The sequence below is a fragment of the Aquitalea sp. ASV15 genome (genome assembly GCF_016429115.1).
GTDB classification, from domain to species: Bacteria; Pseudomonadota; Gammaproteobacteria; order Burkholderiales; family Chromobacteriaceae; genus Aquitalea; species Aquitalea magnusonii.
The window spans coordinates 17,544-37,449 of the sequence record NZ_JAELTZ010000005.1 but is presented as its reverse complement, the minus strand read 5'-3'; the positions used below and the strand labels follow the sequence as shown (position 1 = coordinate 37,449).

At 63.1% G+C, this 19,906-nt stretch carries 15 protein-coding genes; 13 read left to right on the top strand and 2 right to left on the bottom strand.

Annotated features, from left to right (window positions below):
• Nucleotides 1–279: 279 nt before the first annotated feature.
• The 3 genes from aroA to JHD64_RS03285 all read left to right on the top strand — a co-directional run bounded on the left by aroA (nt 280) and on the right by JHD64_RS03285 (nt 2,737).
• Nucleotides 280–1,566 (top strand): 3-phosphoshikimate 1-carboxyvinyltransferase, encoded by a 1,287-nt coding sequence (gene aroA / locus JHD64_RS03295; RefSeq protein WP_199052247.1) that lies wholly within the window; start codon nt 280–282, stop codon nt 1,564–1,566.
• 106 nt (nt 1,567–1,672) lie between these two features.
• The gene (locus tag JHD64_RS03290) at nt 1,673–2,116 is read left to right on the top strand and encodes a nucleoside triphosphate pyrophosphohydrolase family protein (RefSeq protein ID WP_199052246.1); all 444 of its coding nucleotides are present in this window, start codon (nt 1,673–1,675) and stop codon (nt 2,114–2,116) included.
• A 72-nt stretch (nt 2,117–2,188) separates the two neighbouring features.
• A complete protein-coding gene (locus JHD64_RS03285; protein ID WP_199052245.1) occupies nt 2,189–2,737 on the top strand; it encodes a cytochrome b in 549 nt (182 codons plus the stop codon).
• A 61-nt stretch (nt 2,738–2,798) separates the two neighbouring features.
• On the opposite strand, the gene JHD64_RS03280 is transcribed toward JHD64_RS03285, so the two are convergent.
• A complete protein-coding gene (locus JHD64_RS03280; RefSeq protein WP_059285888.1) occupies nt 2,799–4,316 on the bottom strand; it encodes an MFS transporter in 1,518 nt (505 codons plus the stop codon).
• Between the two features lie 90 nt (nt 4,317–4,406).
• Between JHD64_RS03280 and JHD64_RS03275 the strand changes: the two genes are divergently transcribed.
• Nucleotides 4,407–5,336 carry a LysR family transcriptional regulator gene (locus JHD64_RS03275; protein WP_199052244.1) on the top strand — a complete coding sequence of 310 codons (930 nt, stop codon included), beginning with the start codon at nt 4,407–4,409 and terminating at the stop codon, nt 5,334–5,336.
• Nucleotides 5,337–5,393: 57 nt separating this feature from the next.
• Here the strand turns inward: JHD64_RS03275 and JHD64_RS03270 are convergent, their stop codons facing one another.
• Nucleotides 5,394–6,413 (bottom strand): LacI family DNA-binding transcriptional regulator, encoded by a 1,020-nt coding sequence (locus tag JHD64_RS03270; RefSeq protein ID WP_199052243.1) that lies wholly within the window; start codon nt 6,411–6,413, stop codon nt 5,394–5,396.
• Nucleotides 6,414–6,653: 240 nt separating this feature from the next.
• Between JHD64_RS03270 and ptsP the strand changes: the two genes are divergently transcribed.
• The 9 genes from ptsP (at nt 6,654) to tssB (ending at nt 19,894) form a co-directional block, all read left to right on the top strand.
• The gene (ptsP, locus tag JHD64_RS03265; RefSeq protein ID WP_199052242.1) at nt 6,654–9,158 is read left to right on the top strand and encodes a phosphoenolpyruvate--protein phosphotransferase; all 2,505 of its coding nucleotides are present in this window, start codon (nt 6,654–6,656) and stop codon (nt 9,156–9,158) included.
• Nucleotides 9,155–10,111, top strand: a complete 957-nt coding sequence (gene pfkB, locus JHD64_RS03260; RefSeq protein WP_199052241.1) for a 1-phosphofructokinase — start codon at nt 9,155–9,157, stop codon at nt 10,109–10,111. Before ptsP ends, pfkB begins: the two co-directional genes overlap by 4 nt.
• A 213-nt stretch (nt 10,112–10,324) precedes the next feature.
• Entirely contained in the window at nt 10,325–12,040 is a 1,716-nt protein-coding gene (locus JHD64_RS03255; RefSeq protein WP_199052240.1) for a PTS fructose transporter subunit IIBC, read from the top strand.
• Nucleotides 12,041–12,281: 241 nt separating this feature from the next.
• Entirely contained in the window at nt 12,282–13,655 is a 1,374-nt protein-coding gene (locus tag JHD64_RS03250) for an MFS transporter (RefSeq protein WP_199052239.1), read from the top strand.
• A 1-nt stretch (nt 13,656) separates the two neighbouring features.
• Nucleotides 13,657–16,017 (top strand): beta-glucosidase, encoded by a 2,361-nt coding sequence (locus JHD64_RS03245; protein WP_199052238.1) that lies wholly within the window; start codon nt 13,657–13,659, stop codon nt 16,015–16,017.
• Nucleotides 16,018–16,323: 306 nt separating this feature from the next.
• Complete coding sequence (locus JHD64_RS03240; RefSeq protein ID WP_199052237.1) at nt 16,324–16,683, top strand: translation initiation factor Sui1; 360 nt, start codon at nt 16,324–16,326, stop codon at nt 16,681–16,683.
• 280 nt (nt 16,684–16,963) lie between these two features.
• Nucleotides 16,964–17,554 (top strand): helix-turn-helix domain-containing protein, encoded by a 591-nt coding sequence (locus tag JHD64_RS03235; protein WP_199052236.1) that lies wholly within the window; start codon nt 16,964–16,966, stop codon nt 17,552–17,554.
• A gap of 31 nt (nt 17,555–17,585) precedes the next feature.
• Entirely contained in the window at nt 17,586–18,893 is a 1,308-nt protein-coding gene (locus JHD64_RS03230) for an FAD-binding oxidoreductase (protein ID WP_199052235.1), read from the top strand.
• Nucleotides 18,894–19,387: 494 nt separating this feature from the next.
• Nucleotides 19,388–19,894, top strand: a complete 507-nt coding sequence (gene tssB / locus JHD64_RS03225; protein WP_059285730.1) for a type VI secretion system contractile sheath small subunit — start codon at nt 19,388–19,390, stop codon at nt 19,892–19,894.
• The last annotated feature ends 12 nt before the right edge of the window (nt 19,895–19,906 follow it).

Sequence of the window (19,906 nt, the reverse complement as noted above, 5' to 3'; positions counted from 1 at the left end):
TGGGCTTGCATCCTGTAGCACACGACGACGGCTTGCTCCGTCGTCAAACCGTTGATTTTAGCGCAGTGACCGGGTCGCAGGAACGGCTTTGGCAGGATTTTCTGGCGCAATGCAGCAGAACGAAGCGGCAACACGGCAAGATTGTAGTTTGCACGTTACCCCGCCGGCCTTTACAGTGATAGGCCGCAACGCCCGCCAGCCCTGCCTGCCGCAGCCTGTGCCCGCGTGATGACAATACCCGGACCATTCACGACACCTACAGAGACTCGACGCAACGCCATGGAACAGCTCCGCCTTACTCCGACTCCGCACCTTGCCGGCACCATCAAGCTGCCCGGTTCCAAAAGCATTTCCAATCGCACCCTGCTGCTGGCGGCACTGTCCAGCGGCACCACACTGGTACGCGACCTGCTGGATTCGGATGACATCCGTCACATGCTGGCCGCACTGGGTCTGCTAGGTGTCAAGGTCGAGCAGCTGGGCAATAGCCGCGACTTCCGGGTACAAGGCGTGGGGGGCGAGTTTCCGGTCAAGAGCGCCGACCTGTTTCTGGGCAATGCCGGCACGGCCTTCCGCCCGCTGACCGCCGCACTGGCGCTGATGCAGGGTCATTACCAGTTGTCTGGCGTGGCCCGCATGCATGAGCGGCCGATTGGCGACCTGGTGGACGCCCTGCGCGCCGCCGGCGCAGAGATCAGTTACCGGGGCAATCCGGGCTACCCGCCGCTGGCCATCGGCCCGGCCAGCTTGCGCGCCGGCGAGGTGATTCCGGTCAAGGGCAATGTCTCCAGCCAGTTCCTCACCGCCTTGCTGATGGCGCTGCCGCTGACCGGTGAAACCGTCACCATCGAAGTGGTGGGCGAACTGATTTCCAAACCCTATATAGAGATCACACTCAACCTGATGGCTCGTTTCGGCGTACAGGTAGAGCGTCAGGGCTGGCAGCGTTTCGTGATTCCGGGTGGCCAGCACTATATTTCGCCGGGCGAAGTCCACGTTGAGGGCGATGCTTCCAGCGCTTCTTACTTCCTGGCCGCCGGCGCACTGGCTGGCGGTCCGGTACGGGTGGAGGGCGTGGGCAACAACAGCATCCAGGGCGATGTGAAGTTTGCCGACACCCTGCGCCAGATGGGTGTGGCCATCACCATGGGGGACAACTGGATCGAAGCCTCTGCCAGCGGCAAGCTCAAGGCGATTGATGTGGACCTGAACCACATCCCGGACGCCGCCATGACCATCGCCATCGCTGCACTGGCTGCGGATGGCACCACCACCCTGCGCAATATCGAAAGCTGGCGCGTCAAGGAAACCGACCGCCTGTCCGCCATGGCCACCGAGCTGCGCAAGGTCGGCGCCACCGTGGAAGAAGGCCAGGACTACATCCGCATCACCCCGCCCGCGCAACTGCTGGCCGATGCCGAGATAGACACTTACGACGATCACCGCATGGCCATGTGTTTCTCGCTGGTTTCCCTGCTGGGTGTGCCGGTGGTCATCAACGATCCCAAATGCGTGGCCAAGACTTTCCCGGACTACTTCGAAGTACTGGCCACGCTGCACGACTAAGTAAGCGACATACCGGTTCCACGCCCGCCTTGCGGGCGTTTTTTATTGCCAATACCGCACAAAAAACACAATATATAGCAATCAACAAATCAAAGCATACAAGAAGATGAGCAATCTTTACGCTATCCGCCGTGACTTCATGCAGCAATTCGACCTGCCCGCCCCCGCCACTCCCGGCCTCTACCGCGACACCCTGCCGATGTGGGAAACCATGCTGCAAGAAGAAATGGCCGAATTCCTGCATGCGCTGCAAGAATTCAAGCAATCAGCCAGCTGTGACCCGCAAGAACAAGTACGCCGCATGGCCGAGCTGACCGCCGAGGGCGTGGATGTGCTGAACGTGCTGACCGGCCTGCTGCTATCGCAAGGCATGCCACTGGAGGCCATGACCGAGGCCATTCATCAGGCCAATTTGCGCAAGCAGATTGATGGCAAGGTAGTGCGCCGTGCCGATGGCAAGGTACTGAAACCGGCAGGCTGGCAGCCGGCAGACAAGTGCGGCGTGATTCGCGCTGCCTTGCAGCATGAGAAGAGCACGGCGCAAGATTAAGTCTGGTTTAAGACTGGCTGACTATGCTGCGGCCAGATCAAACCGGACACTCCCCACGCTGAAGGGACCATCATGCTGAAAAACTCACAACACAGTTACGGCCGTCTGGCCCGTGCCTTTCACTGGCTGAGCGCACTGGCTGTCATCGCGGCGCTGGCCTTTATCGAATTCAAGGACATCGCCCCCAAGGGCAGCCCGCTGCGTGACTTGCTGAAATCCGGCCATTTCCAGGCTGGCATCATCGTCTTGCTGCTGGTGCTGCCGCGCCTGTTGTGGCGACTGGCCAACCGGGTACCGGACATCACCCCGGCACCACAGCCGGCCGCCATGCTGCTGGCGCATGCCGCACACTGGCTGCTGTATGGCCTGATGCTGGTGCTGCCCCTGCTGGGCATCGCCATCGTGCAGGGTAATGGCAAGGATGTGGTGTTGCTGGGTAGCACGCTGCCGGTCTTGTTCAATGTCGGCAAGGAAACCGCCCACAACCTCAAGGACATTCACGAAGCGCTGGGCAATCTGCTGCTGTGGCTGGCCATCGTCCATGCCGCCGCCGCGCTGTGGCATCACCGCTTCGTCAAGGATGACACTCTCACCCGCCTGACCGGGCCGCTGCGCCCCTGAGCGGCATCCGCCTTCACTCGCGACAAGCCGGCCTGGCCGGCTTGTACGGTGAATGCCGCTTCTAGCGTAAATCGCGCTGCCACAGCGACAACAACAGGGCCAGGCCGGCCAGGGCAGCCAGCGACAGCAAGGCATGATCACAGGCAATCAATACCGTCTGCTGGGTCACTTGCGCAGACAGATGCGCCAGGCTCGTCGCATCCACCGCCTCTCCCCACTGTCGCAGTGTCACCCCATCCAGCCGCCCCAGCAGCGCCAGCCGTGCCTGGGCCTCGCCCGCTTGCAATTGCAAGGTGGCCAGGCCGGTGCCCATGGCCCCGGCCAGTTCACGCATGATGTTCTTCAGCTGATAGGCATGGGCAAAGTCTTCGACCTGCACCTCGGCATAGGTCATGGCGGCAATCTGCAAGACCGACAGCACCGGCACCAGACCGTGCAGCAGGATGGCTGGCAATACGCTGGACAGTGCAGCGCCTGGCATGGCCGCAGCGGCCAGCCACAGACAGCACAGGGCCAGCAAGGCAAAACCGATGGCCAGTACATGGTGTCGACGGTTCAGCCAGCGGCTGGCATACAGATAGACCAGCGCCATCGCCACCGTCACCATGCCACCCAGGCTGATGACCTGGCCGGTGGTGACAAAATCAAAGCCCAGCCCGCGTTGCAGCAAGGTGGACAAGAGGTAGGACCAGATGCCGTTGCCCAGGTAATACAGGGCATAGAAGGCCAGACCCATCAGATAGCGGCGGCGCAGTAGCGCATGCAGCTGCAACCAGGGATCGGGATGGGTGTGACTGCGCCGCCAGGCCAGCCCCAGCAACAGCACCCCTCCAGCCAGGGCCAGCCACATGCCGGGCCGGGCCGCAAAGCGCAAAAAACGCAAATCCTCCAGCGTATGCAACACCAGCAAGGCCCCCAGCCCCAGCGCTGCCACCGCCACCCAGTCCAGCTGCCCGGCCTGGGCGCGGGTGGGCGCACCGGCATGCCGGGGGTAACTGATTTGTACCAGCAGCAACAACACGGGAACCAAACCGGCCTGTAACCAGAAAATCGCCTGCCAGCCCCAATCCTCCACCAGCAGGGCGGACAACCATGGCGCCATGCCGGACAGGGAAAACAGGCCCAGCAAAAAGCCATACATCAATGGCTTGCGTTCCTTGGGCTGCGCTACCAGCTGCAGCAGGATGCGCGAGGCAGTAAACAAGCCGCCGCCACCCAAGCCCTGAAACAGCCGCGCCACGGTCAGGCTGGTGATGCCCTCGGCCAGGGCGCAGCCCACACTGCCGGCCATGAACAGCAGCAAGGCCCACTCGGTATAACGCCGGTAACTGATCAGCGTGGCAAAGCGCCCCAGCAAGAGATTGACCAGCACCGCGCCCACGGCAAAGCTGGTCAGCGCCCACAGATACTCTTGCGGCGCGGCAGCCACCCCGCCCTGAATGGCCCCGCCCGCCACCCCCATCATGCTGACGGCGACAAAGTCAGCCCCGGTGACCAGGCCCAGCGTCAGGCCGAACAGCCGTACCTGCCAGGGGCGGCATTCGGGGTGGGCTTGCAATAACACGGGATAGGCATTCATGCGGCAAGGGGCTTTGTGGGTGGATGGATCGCGCTGACTATAAAGACCATGTTATTTTGAATAAACCGTCAAAATTGAAATGATTATTCAATGTCACGTACAAACGACTGGAATGATTGGTATCTGTTTAATTGCGTGGCGCAGTTGGGCAGCTTCAGCCGGGCAGCCGAGCGACTGCAACTGCCCAAATCGACAGTCAGCACCAGTCTGGCCCGCCTGGAAGAAAAACTGGGCAGCCGCTTGCTGGAGCGCAGCACCCGCCGCCTGCGCCTGACAGAGGCCGGCTTTCATTTACTGGAAGAAATCAGCCCGCTGTTTGCCCGGCTGGAAGATGTAGCCGACCACTTGCAAGGCCAGACCGAAGCACCACTCAGGGGCACGCTGCGCATTGCCGCGCCGTACGAGTTCGCCAGCCTGCACCTGAGCCCGGTGCTGTGCGACATCATGCAGGCGCATCCGGAGCTGCATATTGAAGTGGATGTCATCAGCAATCAGACCGACCCGCTGAGCAGCGGCCACGACCTGAGCTTTGTCATGACCAGCCAGCCCTTGCCCGACTCAAACCTGCTGGGCAAGCGCCTGTACACCCTGCAACAGGGCCTGTTTGCGGCACCGGCCCTGCTGGCTGCACGCGGTCAGCCGCAACACCCGTCAGCCCTGGAGGATTGGCCGCTGCTGGGCGCGGCCAGCGCCCTGCCCTGGCACATGCGGCATGCAGATGGCACAACATTCACCCTGCAACAGGGCCTGCACCTGCAAACGGCCAATGCCGGGCTGCGACTGCAAGCCGCCATTGCCGGACGCGGAGTGTGCCTGGTGTCCTGCAATTTTGCCGCTACGGCGCTGGCGGCCGGACAGCTGCAAAGCATCCTCACCGACTGGACGCTGCCGCCACTGAAAACCTATGCCCTCGTACCCAATCGCAGCTTGCACCCCACCAAGACCCGGCTGTTGCTCGACGGGCTGGAGCGGCATTTTGCGGCGACAACGCAGCAAGCGGTGCAAACCCGTAGCCGGTGACGGCAAGAAAAAAGGACGTCTCCCGACGTCCTGAGTAGCGGTCAATGCGGGCAGCAATCAGCGCCCTGCACCATCCGGTCCGGCGTCCGCTGCCAGGTTGTGCGCGGTGGAACCACGGGCAATCAGCCTTCCGGACAGCACCACCTTGCGTGCGCTGCGCGCCGGGTCTTCCAGCCGCTCCAGCAGCATCTTCATGGCGGTGCGGCCAATGTCGTACACCGGCTGTTCGATCACCGTCAGGCCGGGGCCGGCCAGTTCGGTCCAGTTGTCGTTGTCAAACCCGGCCAGTGCCAGCTGTGCCGGAATACTCACGCCCGCCGCCCGCGCCCCGCGCAACATGCCCAGCAGCACCAGGCCATTACTGGCAATCAGTGCTTCCGGCTGCGCCGGCTCGCGCAGCCAGTCGCGCACGGCCTGCTCGGCCGCTTCCGGCGTGGGGGCAATAAAACGTGCCTCGGCCTGCAAGCCATGTCGCTGCATGGCGGCCACCACTCCGGCATGACGCTCGGCCCCGGTGGTACTGGTATTGCCAAACAGGCCGCCGATGCGGCGATAGCCCTGCGCCAGCAAATGCTCCACCAGCAGGCTGGCGGCTTCGGCATTGTCCAGCACCACGGCATCGGCATGACCGGGCGGTGCGGCACGGTCGATCAGCACCACCGGAAAGCCCAGTTGCTGTGGGTCCAGCTTCTGCGCCGTGGCACGGGTGGGGGCGAAAATCACTCCGGTGACCCGCTCTTCCTGCATCAGCCGCAGGTACATGGCTTCCTTTTGCGGGTTTTCGTCGGTATTGCACAGGATGACGCGCATGCCCACGGCATAGGCCGCATCCTCCACGGCGCGGCTGACCGCGGTAAAGAAGGGGTTGCGGATATCGGACACGATCAGCCCGATGGTGTGGCTGTGCTGCGAGCGCAAGCGCCGTGCCGACAGATTGGGCAGATAGCCGGTGGCAGCCACGGCGGCTTCCACTTTCTTGCGCAGCTCCTCGCTGACCGGGCCATCGCCCAGCGCACGTGACACCGTGGCGACCGAAACACCGGCAGCCCGGGCAACATCCTTGATGCGTACGGTCATTTTGCAATCGTTTTCAGTCAGATTGTCGTGATCCTGCATCAAGTCAAAATGCTTTGCAAGCCTTTAATTACAAGGATGATCAGCAAGCTGCATGTTGTTTGATCAAGATGATCCACGATCAATATTGACAGGTGTTGTGTAATCGATTTCAATGCCATCAACGCAACGCCAGACAATAGCCAGCACAGCCCCTTGTTGGGTGCAATGCAGCAAAATAACAGTACCAGGAGACCACTCCCGATGTCGCACGAACTGATCCATCCGGAACTGATTTGCCTTGCCACGGCCCCGGCCAACAAGGAAGAGGCCATCCGCCAGGCCGGCCAGTTGCTGGCCCGCGCTGGCTGCATCGACGCCGCCTATATCGACAGCCTGCTGGCCCGCGAAGCCGTGGCCAACACCTTTCTGGGGCATGGCGTGGCCATTCCGCACGGCATGGTGGAAGACCGCCACCTGATCAAGCGCACCGGCATTGCCATCCTGCAGATTCCGCAGGGGCTGGAGTGGAATCCGGGACAAACCACCCACCTGCTGTTTGCCATTGCCGCCCAGTCGGACGAACACATCCAGCTGCTGCGCCGGCTGACCCGCCTGCTGCAGGACGAAGCCCGCCTGCAGCAGCTGTTTGCCACCAGCAACCCGCAAGAGCTGATCGCCGCCCTGTCCGACAGCGCTGCCGCACCGGCTGCGCCGCAACAAGCCGCTGGCGATCTGGCAGAAAAATTTGAATGGGTGGTGGACTACCCCAACGGCCTGCATGCCCGTCCGGCCACCGCCTGGGTAGAAACCGCCCGCCAGTACGCGTCACAGGTACAAGTGCGTCATGGTCACCATGTCGCCGACGCCAAGAACATGATTTCCCTGCTGCAACTGGGCCTGCAACGTGGCGACCGGCTGGTGGTCTCCGCCGAAGGCAGCGATGCCGCCGCCCTGCTGCAAGCCCTGCAAGGGGTGATGACCCGCCTGACCGCGCAGGAACAGACCGACGCTGCGCTGGCCGCACAAAAAGCCCAGGCCCAGCGTAGCGAACACAACTGGCAGCCGCCGGGCCACCCGCTGGAAGTGGCTGGCATCAGCGCCAGCCCCGGCCTGGCCATCGGTCAGGTGCATGTGCTGACCCACGGCCTGCCCGCCATTCCCGATCACCCGCTATCCCTGGCCGAAGCCGGTGACAAACTGCATGCCGCGCTGGCCGATACCCGCGCCGAACTGGCCAAGCTGGCTGAAGACACTGCCCAGCGCCTGGGTAATGCCGAAGCCGCCATTTTCAAGGCGCAGGCCGAGCTGCTGAGCGATACCGACCTGATCACCCTGTCCTGCCAGCTGATGGTGGAAGGCCACGGTGTGGCCTGGTCCTGGCATCAGGCCGTGGAACGCCTGGCCGACCGGCTGGCCGCGCTGGGCAACCAGCTGCTGGCCGCCCGTGCGGCCGACCTGCGCGACGTGGGCCGCCGCGTGCTGGGCAAGATCGACCCCAGCCTGCAAGCCACCACCCTGGCCGAACTGCCGGACAACTGCATTCTGCTGGCCAGCGACCTGTCGCCGTCCGATACCGCCGGGCTGGATACCGCCAAAGTGGTCGGCCTTGCCACCGCCCAGGGTGGACCCACTTCGCATACCGCCATTCTGGCGCGCACCCTCGGCCTGCCGGCGCTGGTTGCCGGTGGCCCCGGCCTGCTCGGCGTGGCCAATGGCACCCCGGCCATTCTGGATGGCCAGAGCGGCCGGCTTTACCTGAGCCCGAGCGAACTTGACCTCAAGTCCGCCCGCGACTGGATGGCACAGCAAAACGCACGCAAGGCACGCGAGGAAGAACAACGCAGCCTGCCGGCCCAAACCCGCGATGGCCATAGCGTGGAAGTGGCGGCCAACGTCAACCGCCCGGACCAGGTGGCCGCCGCCATTGCCGCCGGTGCCGAAGGCGTGGGCCTGATGCGTACCGAATTCCTGTTCCTGGAACGGGACACCAGCCCGGACGAAGAAGAACAGTTCGCCACCTACCAGGCCATGCTGCAGGCACTGGAAGGCCGGCCGCTGATCGTGCGTACGCTGGATATCGGCGGCGACAAGCAGGTGCCCTACCTCAACCTGCCGCACGAGGAAAACCCCTTCCTCGGCATGCGGGGCGCCCGTCTGCTGCTGCGCCGCCGCGACCTGCTGGAACCGCAGCTGCGCGCACTGTACCGCGCCGCCCGTGGCGGCCAGCCGCTGTCCATCATGTTCCCGATGATTACCTCGCTAAAGGAAATCACCCGCCTGAAGGGCCTGTGTGAAGGCATCCGCCGCGAGCTGAACGCCCCGGTGGTGCCGATCGGCATCATGGTGGAAGTACCCGCTGCCGCCACACTGGCCGACAAGCTGGCCGAACATGTGGACTTCTTCTCCATCGGCACCAACGACCTCACCCAGTACGCGCTGGCCATCGACCGACAGCACCCGGAACTGGCCGCCGAAGCCGACAGCCTGCACCCGGCGGTGCTGCGCCTGATCCAGCAGACCGTGCAGGGCGCCGCCCAGCATGGCCGCTGGGTGGGCGTGTGCGGTGGCATTGCCGGCGACCCCTTCGGTGCCGCCCTGCTCACCGGCCTGGGCGTGAACGAACTGTCGATGAGCCCGCGCGATGTGGCCAGCGTCAAGGCCCGCCTGCGTGGCAGCGACTTTGCCAAACTGGCCGAACTGGCCCGCCAGGCAGTGGATTGCGATAGCGCCGAAGAAGTGCGCGCCTTGCAGAGCCTGCTGTCATGAACAGTCCACTGATCACCATCACCCTGAACCCGGCCATCGACCAGACCGTCTGCGTACAGAATTTTCAGCCCGGCAGCGTCAATCTGGCGCTGTCCAGCACCAGCAATGCCGGCGGCAAGGGCGTGAACGTAGCCAGCTGCCTGGCCGACTGGGGGCTGCCGGTGCTGGCCACCGGCCTGCTGGGACGCAATAACAGCGAGGCTTTCGAAGCGCTGTTCAAGGACAAGGGCATTGCCGACCGCTTTATCCGTGTGGCGGGTGACACGCGCGTCAACATCAAGCTGTCCGACCTGGCCAATGCCAGCACCACCGACATCAACCTGCCGGGTTTGAGCGTGGGTGAGGCGCAATGGGAACGCCTGCTCACCCTGCTGGCGGCTGACGTCAATCCGGGCAGCCAGATTGTGCTGGCAGGCAGCCTGCCACAAGGACTGGAGCCGGAACGCCTGCCGGTGCTGATTGGCAAGCTGCGGCAATGGGGCGCGCATGTGCTGCTGGATAGCAGCGGTGCCGCGCTGGCCACGGCACTGGCCGCGCCACGCGCCAGCCTGCCGGACTGCATCAAGCCCAATCGCCACGAACTGGAACAATGGGCTGGCCGAGCGCTACCCACCCTGGACGACGTGCTGGCCTGCGCCCGCCAGTTGCAACAGGCCGGTGTGGCCGAGGTGGTGGTGTCGCTGGGCGAACAAGGCGCGCTGTTTGTACTGGAGGACGGTCCGGCCCTGCTGGCCCGCCTGCCGGTACAGAACCCGCTGAGCACCGTCGGTGCCGGTGATGCACTGGTGGCCGGCCTCAGCGCCGCACGCCATCAGCGTCTGGCCGGTGAAGAGCGCGCCCGGCTGGCCGTGGCCTTTGCCACCGCCAAGCTGGCCCGCATCGGCCCCCACCTGCCGGAACGCGCGCAGGTGGAACAACTGGCACGGCAAGTGGAAGTGCAGCACCTACAGTAAGAGCGGTTAACAAAATAGCGCAGCATCCCTGAGGCAAGGCGCGCCGACGCAGACAGTACAAGCAGTACGGCCAGGAGGCGCAACACCGCATCAGGTTTTTTGTTAGCTGCTCTAAACCATCATGCTGCGGGCGGGCAACGCTCACCCACCCCCGCCACGCGGCAGATCATCAGCAAAGCAACAACAACAGGCAGACATAACAGGAGAAAGACAATGGCAAACCTGCTGGCAGTAATTGCCGCTCCGGATCGCAGCACCCAGGCCATGTTGGCCGGTGAGGCCCTGCGTCAGGCAGCAAGCAAGCTGAAACACAAGATCGATGTGGAAATCCATACCGCACAAGGCGTGCAACAGCCGCTGGGCGCCAGCACCATTGCCGACGCTGACGCCGTGCTGCTGATTGGCGAAGCCGCGGCACAGGATGTACGCTTTGCCAACAGCCACACCCTGCTCAGCTCGCTGGAAGCGGTGCTGGCTGATGCCGAAGGCCAGCTCAAGGCCAGCCTGAGCGCCCAGACTGCCAGCAGCGCGTTGCGCATTGTCGGCATCACCTCCTGCCCCACCGGCATTGCCCACACCTTCATGGCGGCCGAAGGGCTGAGCCAGGCGGCGCAGAAACTGGGCCACAACATCCGCGTGGAAACCCAGGGCTCGGTCGGCGCACAGGACACGCTAACGGCAGATGAAATCCGTCTGGCCGATGTGGTGATCATCGCCGCCGACACTCAGGTGGACCTGTCGCGCTTTGTCGGCAAGCGTTTGTTCTCCAGCGGCACCAAACCGGCCATCAACGATGGTGAAAACCTGGTGCGCCGTGCCATTGCCGAAGCCCAGCCGCATGGTGCCAGTCAGGCTGGCAGCAGCCAGGCCACCGCCGGCACCGCTTCCGCCAGCAGCGCCCAGAGCGAACAGCGCAGCGGCCCCTACAAGCACCTGATGACCGGTGTGTCCTTCATGCTGCCCTTTGTTACCGCGGGCGGCATCATGATTGCGCTGGCTTTTGCGCTGGGCGGCATTTACGCCTTTGACGACGCGCACAAGGGCACGCTGGCCTGGGCCTTGTTCCAGATTGGTGCCAAATCCGCCTTTGCGCTGATGGTGCCGATTCTGGCCGGTTACATTTCCTACTCCATTGCCAACCGTCCGGGTATTGCTCCCGGCATGGTGGGTGGCATGCTGGCCGCCAGCCTGGGTTCCGGTTTTCTGGGTGGCATTGCTGCCGGTTTCATCGCCGGTTACGGTACCGACTTCCTCAACAAGAAAATCCAGCTGGGTCGTAATCTGGATGGCCTGAAGCCGGTACTGATCCTGCCGGTACTGGGTTCGCTGCTGGTGGGCCTGTTGATGATTTACGTCATCGGCACGCCGGTGGCCGCGGTACTGGCCATGCTGACCGATGCCCTCAAGAGCATGCAGGGCAGCAGCGCCTTGCTGCTGGGTGCCATTCTGGGCGCGATGATGGCCTTTGACATGGGCGGCCCGGTCAACAAGGCAGCCTATGCCTTTGCCACCGGCCTGATTGCCAGCCAGGTCTACACCCCGATGGCAGCCGTGATGGCCGCCGGCATGACCCCGCCGCTGGGCATTGCGCTGGCCACCAAGCTGTTTGCCGACCGTTTTACCAGCGACGAGCGCGAAGCGGGCAAGGCTGCTGCCGTACTGGGCATTTCCTTCATCAGTGAAGGGGCGATTCCGTTTGCCGCCCGCGACCCGCTGCGGGTGATTCCGTCGCTGATGGTGGGCTCGGCCGTGACCGGTGCCATCTCCATGGCCATGGGCGTGGAGCTGAAAGTGCCGCACGGTGGCGTGTTCGTACTGCCCATCCCCAATGCGGTGACCCATCTGGGTTCCTATCTGGTGGCGCTGGTGGTGGGTACGGTGCTCACCGCCGTGATGCTGCGCCTGCTGAAAAAACCACTGGCACAGTAAACCCCTTAGGCCGGCAAACCACAGCAGAGGGTAGCCGGCTTACAGATTTCTCTCTCTCGGCCAACTCCTGTGCGGGTTGGCATTTTTTTTTGTCCGCCACCTCGCAAATCTCAGGATAGAAAACGAAATTTCCAGACCAGGATGACCAGGGCCGCGCATGGCAGCGCTGCTATGGTAGAGCCCATCCCCGCCGCGGCAGGCAAGCTTGTGCCAAGCCCGGCTCACTCTGGAGAACCACCACATGTCAGCCCCTGCCCTGTCCGCCGCCGATGTCAAGCTGGGCCTGCGTGAAAAAGCAGGCTACGGACTGGGCGACATGGCGTCCAATCTGTCGTTTGGTGCCGTGTCGCTGTTCCTGCTGTTTTTCTACACCAATATCTTTGGCCTGAGCGCCGGCGAAGCCAGCCTGATCTTTCTGGTCGCCCGCATCATCGATGCCCTGTTCAACATCCTGCTCGGTTACGCCATCGACCGGACCCACAGCCGCCATGGCAAGCTGCGGCCCTATCTGCTGTATGGCGCACTGCCACTGGGGGTGCTGACCGTGCTGTGCTTCAGCACGCCGGACACCAGCTACAAATTCGCCTATGCCCTGGTCAGCTATACCGTGTACTGCCTGGCCTACACCACGGTGAACACGCCCTATTCGGCCATGAACAATATGCTGACCCAGCACGCCATGTCGCGCGCCTCGCTGTCGGTCTATCGCATGGTGTTTGCCACCCTGGGCTATTTTGTGGTGTCGGTGTATGCCGAGCAGCTGATCCGCCGCTTTGCCGACCCGCGCACCGGCTACCAGCTCACCATCGCGCTGTTCGCCGGGCTGGCCACCCTGCTGTTCTACGCCTGCTTTGCCCTGACCAGGGAACGCATCCTTCAGGATCAGGATGCCGCCCCCGGCGTGCGCCAGATGGTGCAGGCCATCACCGGCAACCGGCCCTTGTTCCACCTGTCCATGTTCACGGTATTCAGCTATATCGCCTACAGCGTGTGGATGGCCGCCGCCATTTACTACATCAACTATGTATTGCGCGATGCAGCCTATGCCGCCAGCTTTTTCGCCATCCAGACCGTGGCCAATCTGGTCGGCACCATCGCTTCGGAACCGCTGATTGCCCGTTTCGGCAAAAAGAGACTGACCCTGCTCACCCTGGGCGCCGGCGCGTTGGCGCTGGCCTGTCAGTACTGGCTGGCGGGCGACAGCCGGCTGGCCATCATGGCCTGCGTCTGCGTATACAGCGCCGCCATGGGCAGCATCTTTGTCTGCATGTACGCCATGCTGGCCGACACGGTGGAATACGCCGAGTGGCAACACCATGTGCGTACCGAGGGGGCCATCTATGGCTATTTCAACTTCATCACCAAGGTGGCCATGGCCATTGCCGGCGGCCTGGCCGGGCTGATCCTGCAATATGCCGGCTACGATGCCGCGCATATCACGGCGCGGGCGCAAGACTGGATCGCGCTGATGATGACGCTGATTCCCGCGGCCATGTTCGTGCTGGCGCTGCTGTTCATGCTGCGCTACCAGCTGGATGAAGACAGCTATCTGCGCATGGTGGGCCAGATCGAAGCGCGCAAGCAGCCCGCTGCCGCTCAGCCACAGGAGTCCTGACATGACCAACCCCCACACAGAACTGATCGCCCGCATGCGCCCGCAAGACAAGGTCGCCCTGCTGAGCGGGCGTGGCCTGTGGCGTAGCGCCAGCCTGCCGCAGCTGGGCATCCGCGACTTTGTCATGACCGACGGCACCTATGGCGTGCGCTATAGCAGTGCGCAGATCGACCAGCAGGAAAGCTGGAACATCAGCGACTTCCTGTCGGTGGTGCAGCAAGACGCCGGCCAGGCGGCTGGCGGCAGCGACAAGGGCGGCTCGGAAGCGCTGTTCGGCCACTCGCGGCCGGCCACCTGCTTTCCCAATGGCTCCAGCCTGGCCTGCAGCTGGGATGTGGAGCTGGTGCAGCAAATGGGCCGCGCACTGGCCATCGAATGCCAATCCATGGGAGTGGGCCTGCTGCTGGGGCCGGGCATCAATATCCGCCGCACGCCGCTGGCCGGGCGCGGTTACGAGTATTACTCGGAAGACCCGCTGCTCAGCGGCGAGCTGGCCGCCGCGCTGATCAACGGCCTGCAACAGCAAGGCGTGGGCGCCAGCCTCAAGCACTTTGCCTGCAACAACTCGGAATACATGCGCACCCGCATGGATTCCATCGTCGAGGAGCGCGCGCTGCGCGAAATCTACCTGTACGGCTTCCAGCGCGCCATTGCCAAGGCACAGCCATGGACGGTGATGTCCTCCTACAACCGGCTGAACGGCGAACAGACCTCGCAGCACCACTGGCTGCTGACCCGGGTATTGCGCGAGGAATGGGGCTATCAGGGACTGGTGATGTCCGACTGGTACGGCATCAAGGACCGCCCGGCGTCCTTGCTGGCCGGCAATGAGCTGGCCATGCCGGAAAACGCACTGGACAATGCCGAACTGCTGGCGGCCATCGAACAGGGCCGCATTCCGGCGGCGCAGCTGGACAGCGCCTGCCTGCACATGCTGCAACTGATCGACAAGGTGCATGCCGGACGCCGCCCCGGCACCGTGGCGGACTTTGCCGACCATCACCGCCTGGCGCAGCAGATCGCCGCCGCATCACTGGTATTGCTGAAAAACGAGCAGGACTTGCTGCCACTGGATGGCCAGCAGCTGCGCCGGCTGGCCGTGATTGGCAAACCGGCACGGCAGCCGGTGATCCAGGGCTCGGGCTGCGCCACCACCCAGCCCTGGCAGCTGGACTGCCCGCTGGATGAAATCCGCGCCCTGGCCGGGGCAGAGCTGCACCTTGACTACGCCATCGGCGCGCCGGACGACGAACACGACGATGAGGCGGCACTAGAACAAGCCTGCGCCATCGCCGCCGCCGCCGAGGTGGCGGTGGTGTTTGTCAGCACCCCCATCGGCATGGACGGTGAAAATGGCGACCGTCAGCACCTTGGCCTGTTGCCCAGCCACGACCGCCTGATCAGCAGGCTGGCCGCGGTACAGCCCAGGCTGGTGGTGGTGCTGTGCAATGGCGATGCGGTGCTGATGCCCTGGCTGCCACAGGTGCCAGCGCTACTGGAATGCTTTTTTGCCGGCCAGGGCATGGGCCATGCGGTGGCCGCCACCCTGTTTGGCCACAACAACCCCAGCGGCAAGCTCACCACCACCCTGCCCAACAGCCTGGAAGAAACCCCGGCCTATCTGCACTATCCCGGTGAAAATGACCGTCATCATTATGGCGAGGGCCTGTTTGTCGGCTACCGCTATTACGACAAGCGCCAGATGGCGCCGCTGTTTCCCTTTGGCTTTGGCCTGAGCTACACCCGTTTCGACTACCAGAACCTGCAGCTCTCCAGCCACGACATGACAGAACACGCCACCCTCACGGTCAGCATCGACATCCACAATCGTGGCGGGCGCGCTGGCAAGGAGATCGTGCAGCTCTACATCGCCCCGCCGCCATCACCACTGGCGCGTCCGCCGCAGGCCCTGCGCGCTTTTGTCAAACTGGATATCCCGGCCGGTGCCAGCCGCACCGCCCACTTCACGCTGCAACGCGAGGACTTTGCCTATTACGACCCGGCCCATGCCAGCTGGGTGGTCGACAGCGGTCCGCATGAAATCCGCATCGGGGCCTCCAGCCGCCATATCCTGCAGCGGGACAGCATCCTGATCACGGCAGAGCCACGCCTTCCTGCCATCCAGGCCGATTCATCCCTGCTGCAGCTGGTAGCTCATCCCCCCTTGCTGCAGGCCGTGGCGGAATTGATCGCCAGCAAATGCCCGCTCAGCAGCAGTCAGGCCAGGCAAAAGCTGCTGGACATGGCTTCCGCCGAAATGTTTGTCGGCCTGTTCATCACCCTTACCGCCATGCTGGAGCTGGATATCAGCCGCGCCGAGCTGCAGGAGGTACTGACGCGGTTCGACAGCCTGCCGGACTGAACACCGCCGCATGCTTCGCGGTTTTTTCATCGAGACGTCAAGCCGCTGTCACATAACAAGGCGACAATCTGTCCCGAGCCAGCGGCTTGCGCTGGATTGTCTCTTGTTCCGTTGTTTCTTCTCGGCTTTACTCTCGGGCCAACCCCTTACCGGGTTGGCACTTTTTTTGGGCGTGCTGTCCCGGCCCGCCGCATGCATCTCCATCCCCTTGCCAGAAACGCTGCCAGCCGCCAGGCAAAGGGCAGCTATCGTCTTGCCCGGCATTTGGCGCTAGACTGCCGGCTGCCTTGTTTACCTGTCAGCAATATGAAATCGAAATCCTCCTCCGGCGGCCTGGTTTACTCCACCGAGCACGGCCGCATGTGTCCCGACTGCCGCCAGCCTGCTGACGCCTGTCGCTGCCAGCAAGACAGCCTGCCCAGCGGTGATGGCATCGTGCGCGTCAGCCGCGAAAACAAGGGTCGTGGCGGCAAGACCGTCACCCTGGTCAAGGGCGTGCTGCGCGACAGTGCCGGCCTGACGGCACTGGGCAAGCAGCTGAAAAATGCCTGCGGCAGCGGCGGCACCGTCAAGGATGGCAACATCGAAATCCAGGGCGATCATGTCACCACCGTCATTGCCACCCTGCAAAAGCTGGGCTTCCAGGTCAAACGCGCTGGCGCTTAAGAGCGGGTGACAAAATGGCCTAGCGTCGCTGGGGCAAGGCGCGCCGACGCAGACAGTACCAGGAGTACGACAAGGAGGCGCAACGCAGCAGCAGGCTTTTTGTTAGCGGCGCCAAGGCGACAGCCCACGACCTTGCTCCGCAGTCACACACCCCGCCAGCGCGGTAGCTGCACTCACTGGCCGCTGGCATTCCTGAAAAAATACAACACAAATTTTCCAGCAGTGAAAATTTTGCATTATTTTTTCACAAAATCCGCACATCCCCCGTATGCTGGCGGACATGACATCCGCCCATACCGCTCCGCTCCCGCCCGACAGCCAACCCGATCCGGCCTGGCTGGGCGAACAAATCCGCCAGTTGCGCAAGCTGCGCCAACTGTCCTTGCAGCAGCTCAGCGAAGCCACCGGCCGCTCCGTCGGCTTCCTGTCACAGCTGGAACGTGGCAAAAGCCAGCCCAGCGTGGCTGACCTGAACAAGCTGGCCAGCGTACTGGCCGTCCCCTACAGCGTGTTCTTCAGCCAGGCCCCCCGGCACGAACGCGGGCTGGTGGTGCGTCAGGCACATCGACCGGTCTTGCACTACGCCGAGGGCGTCAGCGATGCCCTGCTGTCCCCCGGCTTTGGCAGCGGCCTGCAACTGATGCTCACCCGTTTTGCCCCCGGTGCCAGTTCCGGCCAGCAAAGCCTCAGCCATGGTGGCGATCAGGGCGGCATGGTGCTGTGTGGCGAACTGGAATTATGGGTGGACCAACAATGCCATCAGCTGCAAGCCGGCGACAGCTTCAGCTTCCACAGCAGCCGGCCACACCGCTATCGCAACCCCGGCACCGTCGAAACCCAGGTGATGTGGGCTTATACCGCCAGTCACTGAGCCCCGCCCGCGCCACCACACAGGAGACGCCATGTTTGAATCCAGCGCACATTACCCACCCAGCTGGTATGCCGCCAGCAGCCAGGCCGAACAAGTCGAACGCCCGCCGCTGTGCCAGGATCTGGATGTCGACGTACTGGTGGTGGGAGCCGGTTATACCGGCCTGTACACCGCACACAATCTGGCCGATGCCGGGGTGAATGTGGCGGTGATCGAGGCCAGCCGCGTGGGCTGGGCGGCAAGCGGACGCAATGGCGGCCAGCTCATTCTGGGCTTTTCCTGCGACATGCCGCCCATCGAAGCGGCGCTGGGGCTGGAAACCGCACGGGAAATCTGGCAATTGCTGCGCGGCGCCGCTGCCGACATCCGGCACAAGATCAGCCATCACCACATCGACTGCGAGCTGGCCGAAGGGCATTTGTGGACCTCGGTGCTGTGGCAGCGCATCCGCCTGCTGTCGGAATGGCAGGAACACGCCGCCCGCCATTACGACTATCAGGCGCTGCAGTTCGTCCCGCGCAAGGACCTGCCGCAGCATGTCGGCTCGGAGCGCTATGTGGCCGGCCTCATCGACCGCGAAGGCGGCCATTTTCACCCGCTCAAATACATCCTGGGGCTGGCCCGTGCCGCAGAAGAAAAGGGCGTGGCCATCTTCGAACAGACCCGCGCCCTGTCCTACACCAGCAGGGCCAATGGCTGCGAGGTACAAACGGCACAGGGCAAGATCCGCTGCCGCAAGCTGGTACTGGCCACCAATGCCTATATCGACCAGCTGGACCCGGCGCTGGAACGCAGGATCATGCCGGTCGGCACCTATATGATTGCCACCGAACCCTTGCCGGAAGAGGTCACGCGGCAACTGCTGCCCAGCAATATGGCGGTGTCGGACAACCAGTTCATTCTGGATTACTTCCGCCTGACGGCCGACCGCAGCCTGCTGTTCGGCGGCAAATGCACCTATTCCGGCCGCACCCCGGCCAATCTCACCGCCAGCATGCGCGCCGACCTGCTGCGGGTATTTCCGCAGCTGGCCCCCTATCGCATCACCCACACCTGGGGCGGCCATATCGACATCACCGTGCCGCGCACGCCGGACTTCGGCTGCCGGGGCGATGTGTACTGGGCACAAGGCTTCTCCGGCCACGGCGTGGTGCCCACCTGTGCGGCGGGCCGGGTACTGGCCAATGCCATTCTCGGCGACAGCCACCTGCTGCAACAGTTCATGCGCCTGTCCAACCCCGACTTCCCCGGCGGCAAGCTGCTGCGCGTGCCGCTGCAGGCGGCCGGCATGCTCTATTACCGCCTGCGCGACTACGCCATCCCTGGCCTGAGCTACTAAGCTCTGCTGGCGCCAGTCACGCCGGTGCAGGGCTAGTGTGAGCCGCGGCACGCCGCATCAGCACAGCACGAACAGATTGCCAGCCCATGCAAGCCCCGCCCTGTCCAGAAACAGGACGGGGCTGTCACCTCTTGCGCCCGCTTCCCTGACCGCTAGCCAAGCCGGTCGGCATCACCAGTTACAAATCAGCCCTTGGACAAGCAGGCATTCCCGTCTGCCATAGCCCCACCTCCCCCAGCAAGCCCGCCGCACCTGGTGGCAAGCCTCGTATTAATCCGAGCCAGGCCAACAATTCCCCAGTCGACGACCCGGTTTTTGCCTCAATCCATTAAGCATTTTCAGATAAAGACAAATGGCTATTGCTTGCAAAATTTTTATGCAATAGGGTTTTGAAAAGAAAAATTTATTTTTTATCAAAGACTTACAAATAGTCAGCATAAGCAGCTTAAGCGGAATGTCCTGAACCTTGCTGTACATCACTGGAGAAACACACCATGGCTGAGAGTTTTCAGAAAGAAGTCCCCCCCGCCCGCGTCAATATCACGCTGGACCTGCATACCGGCGGTGCCCAGAAAAAAATGGAACTCCCGCTGAAGCTGCTGGTACTGGGCGACTTCAGCCAGCGCGACGATGGCACCGCGCTAAGCGACAAAACCAAACACTCCATCAATAAGAACAACTTTGATGCAGTGCTGGCCGATTACCAGCCTGCCTTGCAGCTCAGTGTGGACAACACCCTGGCCGCCGATGGTTCCGAGCTGCCAGTCAAGCTGAGTTTCAGCGCCATGAAGGATTTTCACCCCGAGCAGGTGGTACGGCAGATCCCCGAGCTGCGTGCCCTGCTGGCCATGCGCAATCTGCTGCGCGACCTCAAATCCAATCTGCTCGACAACGCTGCCTTCCGTCGTGAGCTGGAAAAAATCCTCAAGGACGAAAAGCTGTCGCGCAGCCTGCGCGCAGAGCTGGAACACATTGCCCCGCTGGACACCCCGCAAGTCTGACTACCAAGGAAA

What these genes read in the sequence shown, in the direction of transcription:
- JHD64_RS03280 (WP_059285888.1), bottom strand. Translation starts at nt 4,316, where the DNA reads ATGAATGCCTATCCCGTGTTATTGCAAGCCCACCCCGAATGCCGCCCC.
- JHD64_RS03250 (WP_199052239.1), top strand. Translation starts at nt 12,282, where the DNA reads ATGTCAGCCCCTGCCCTGTCCGCCGCCGATGTCAAGCTGGGCCTGCGT.
- JHD64_RS03230 (WP_199052235.1), top strand. Translation starts at nt 17,586, where the DNA reads ATGTTTGAATCCAGCGCACATTACCCACCCAGCTGGTATGCCGCCAGC.
- JHD64_RS03240 (WP_199052237.1), top strand. Translation starts at nt 16,324, where the DNA reads ATGAAATCGAAATCCTCCTCCGGCGGCCTGGTTTACTCCACCGAGCAC.
- JHD64_RS03285 (WP_199052245.1), top strand. Translation starts at nt 2,189, where the DNA reads ATGCTGAAAAACTCACAACACAGTTACGGCCGTCTGGCCCGTGCCTTT.
- tssB (WP_059285730.1), top strand. Translation starts at nt 19,388, where the DNA reads ATGGCTGAGAGTTTTCAGAAAGAAGTCCCCCCCGCCCGCGTCAATATC.
- JHD64_RS03255 (WP_199052240.1), top strand. Translation starts at nt 10,325, where the DNA reads ATGGCAAACCTGCTGGCAGTAATTGCCGCTCCGGATCGCAGCACCCAG.
- JHD64_RS03270 (WP_199052243.1), bottom strand. Translation starts at nt 6,413, where the DNA reads ATGACCGTACGCATCAAGGATGTTGCCCGGGCTGCCGGTGTTTCGGTC.
- JHD64_RS03245 (WP_199052238.1), top strand. Translation starts at nt 13,657, where the DNA reads ATGACCAACCCCCACACAGAACTGATCGCCCGCATGCGCCCGCAAGAC.
- pfkB (WP_199052241.1), top strand. Translation starts at nt 9,155, where the DNA reads ATGAACAGTCCACTGATCACCATCACCCTGAACCCGGCCATCGACCAG.
- JHD64_RS03235 (WP_199052236.1), top strand. Translation starts at nt 16,964, where the DNA reads ATGACATCCGCCCATACCGCTCCGCTCCCGCCCGACAGCCAACCCGAT.
- JHD64_RS03290 (WP_199052246.1), top strand. Translation starts at nt 1,673, where the DNA reads ATGAGCAATCTTTACGCTATCCGCCGTGACTTCATGCAGCAATTCGAC.
- JHD64_RS03275 (WP_199052244.1), top strand. Translation starts at nt 4,407, where the DNA reads ATGTCACGTACAAACGACTGGAATGATTGGTATCTGTTTAATTGCGTG.
- aroA (WP_199052247.1), top strand. Translation starts at nt 280, where the DNA reads ATGGAACAGCTCCGCCTTACTCCGACTCCGCACCTTGCCGGCACCATC.
- ptsP (WP_199052242.1), top strand. Translation starts at nt 6,654, where the DNA reads ATGTCGCACGAACTGATCCATCCGGAACTGATTTGCCTTGCCACGGCC.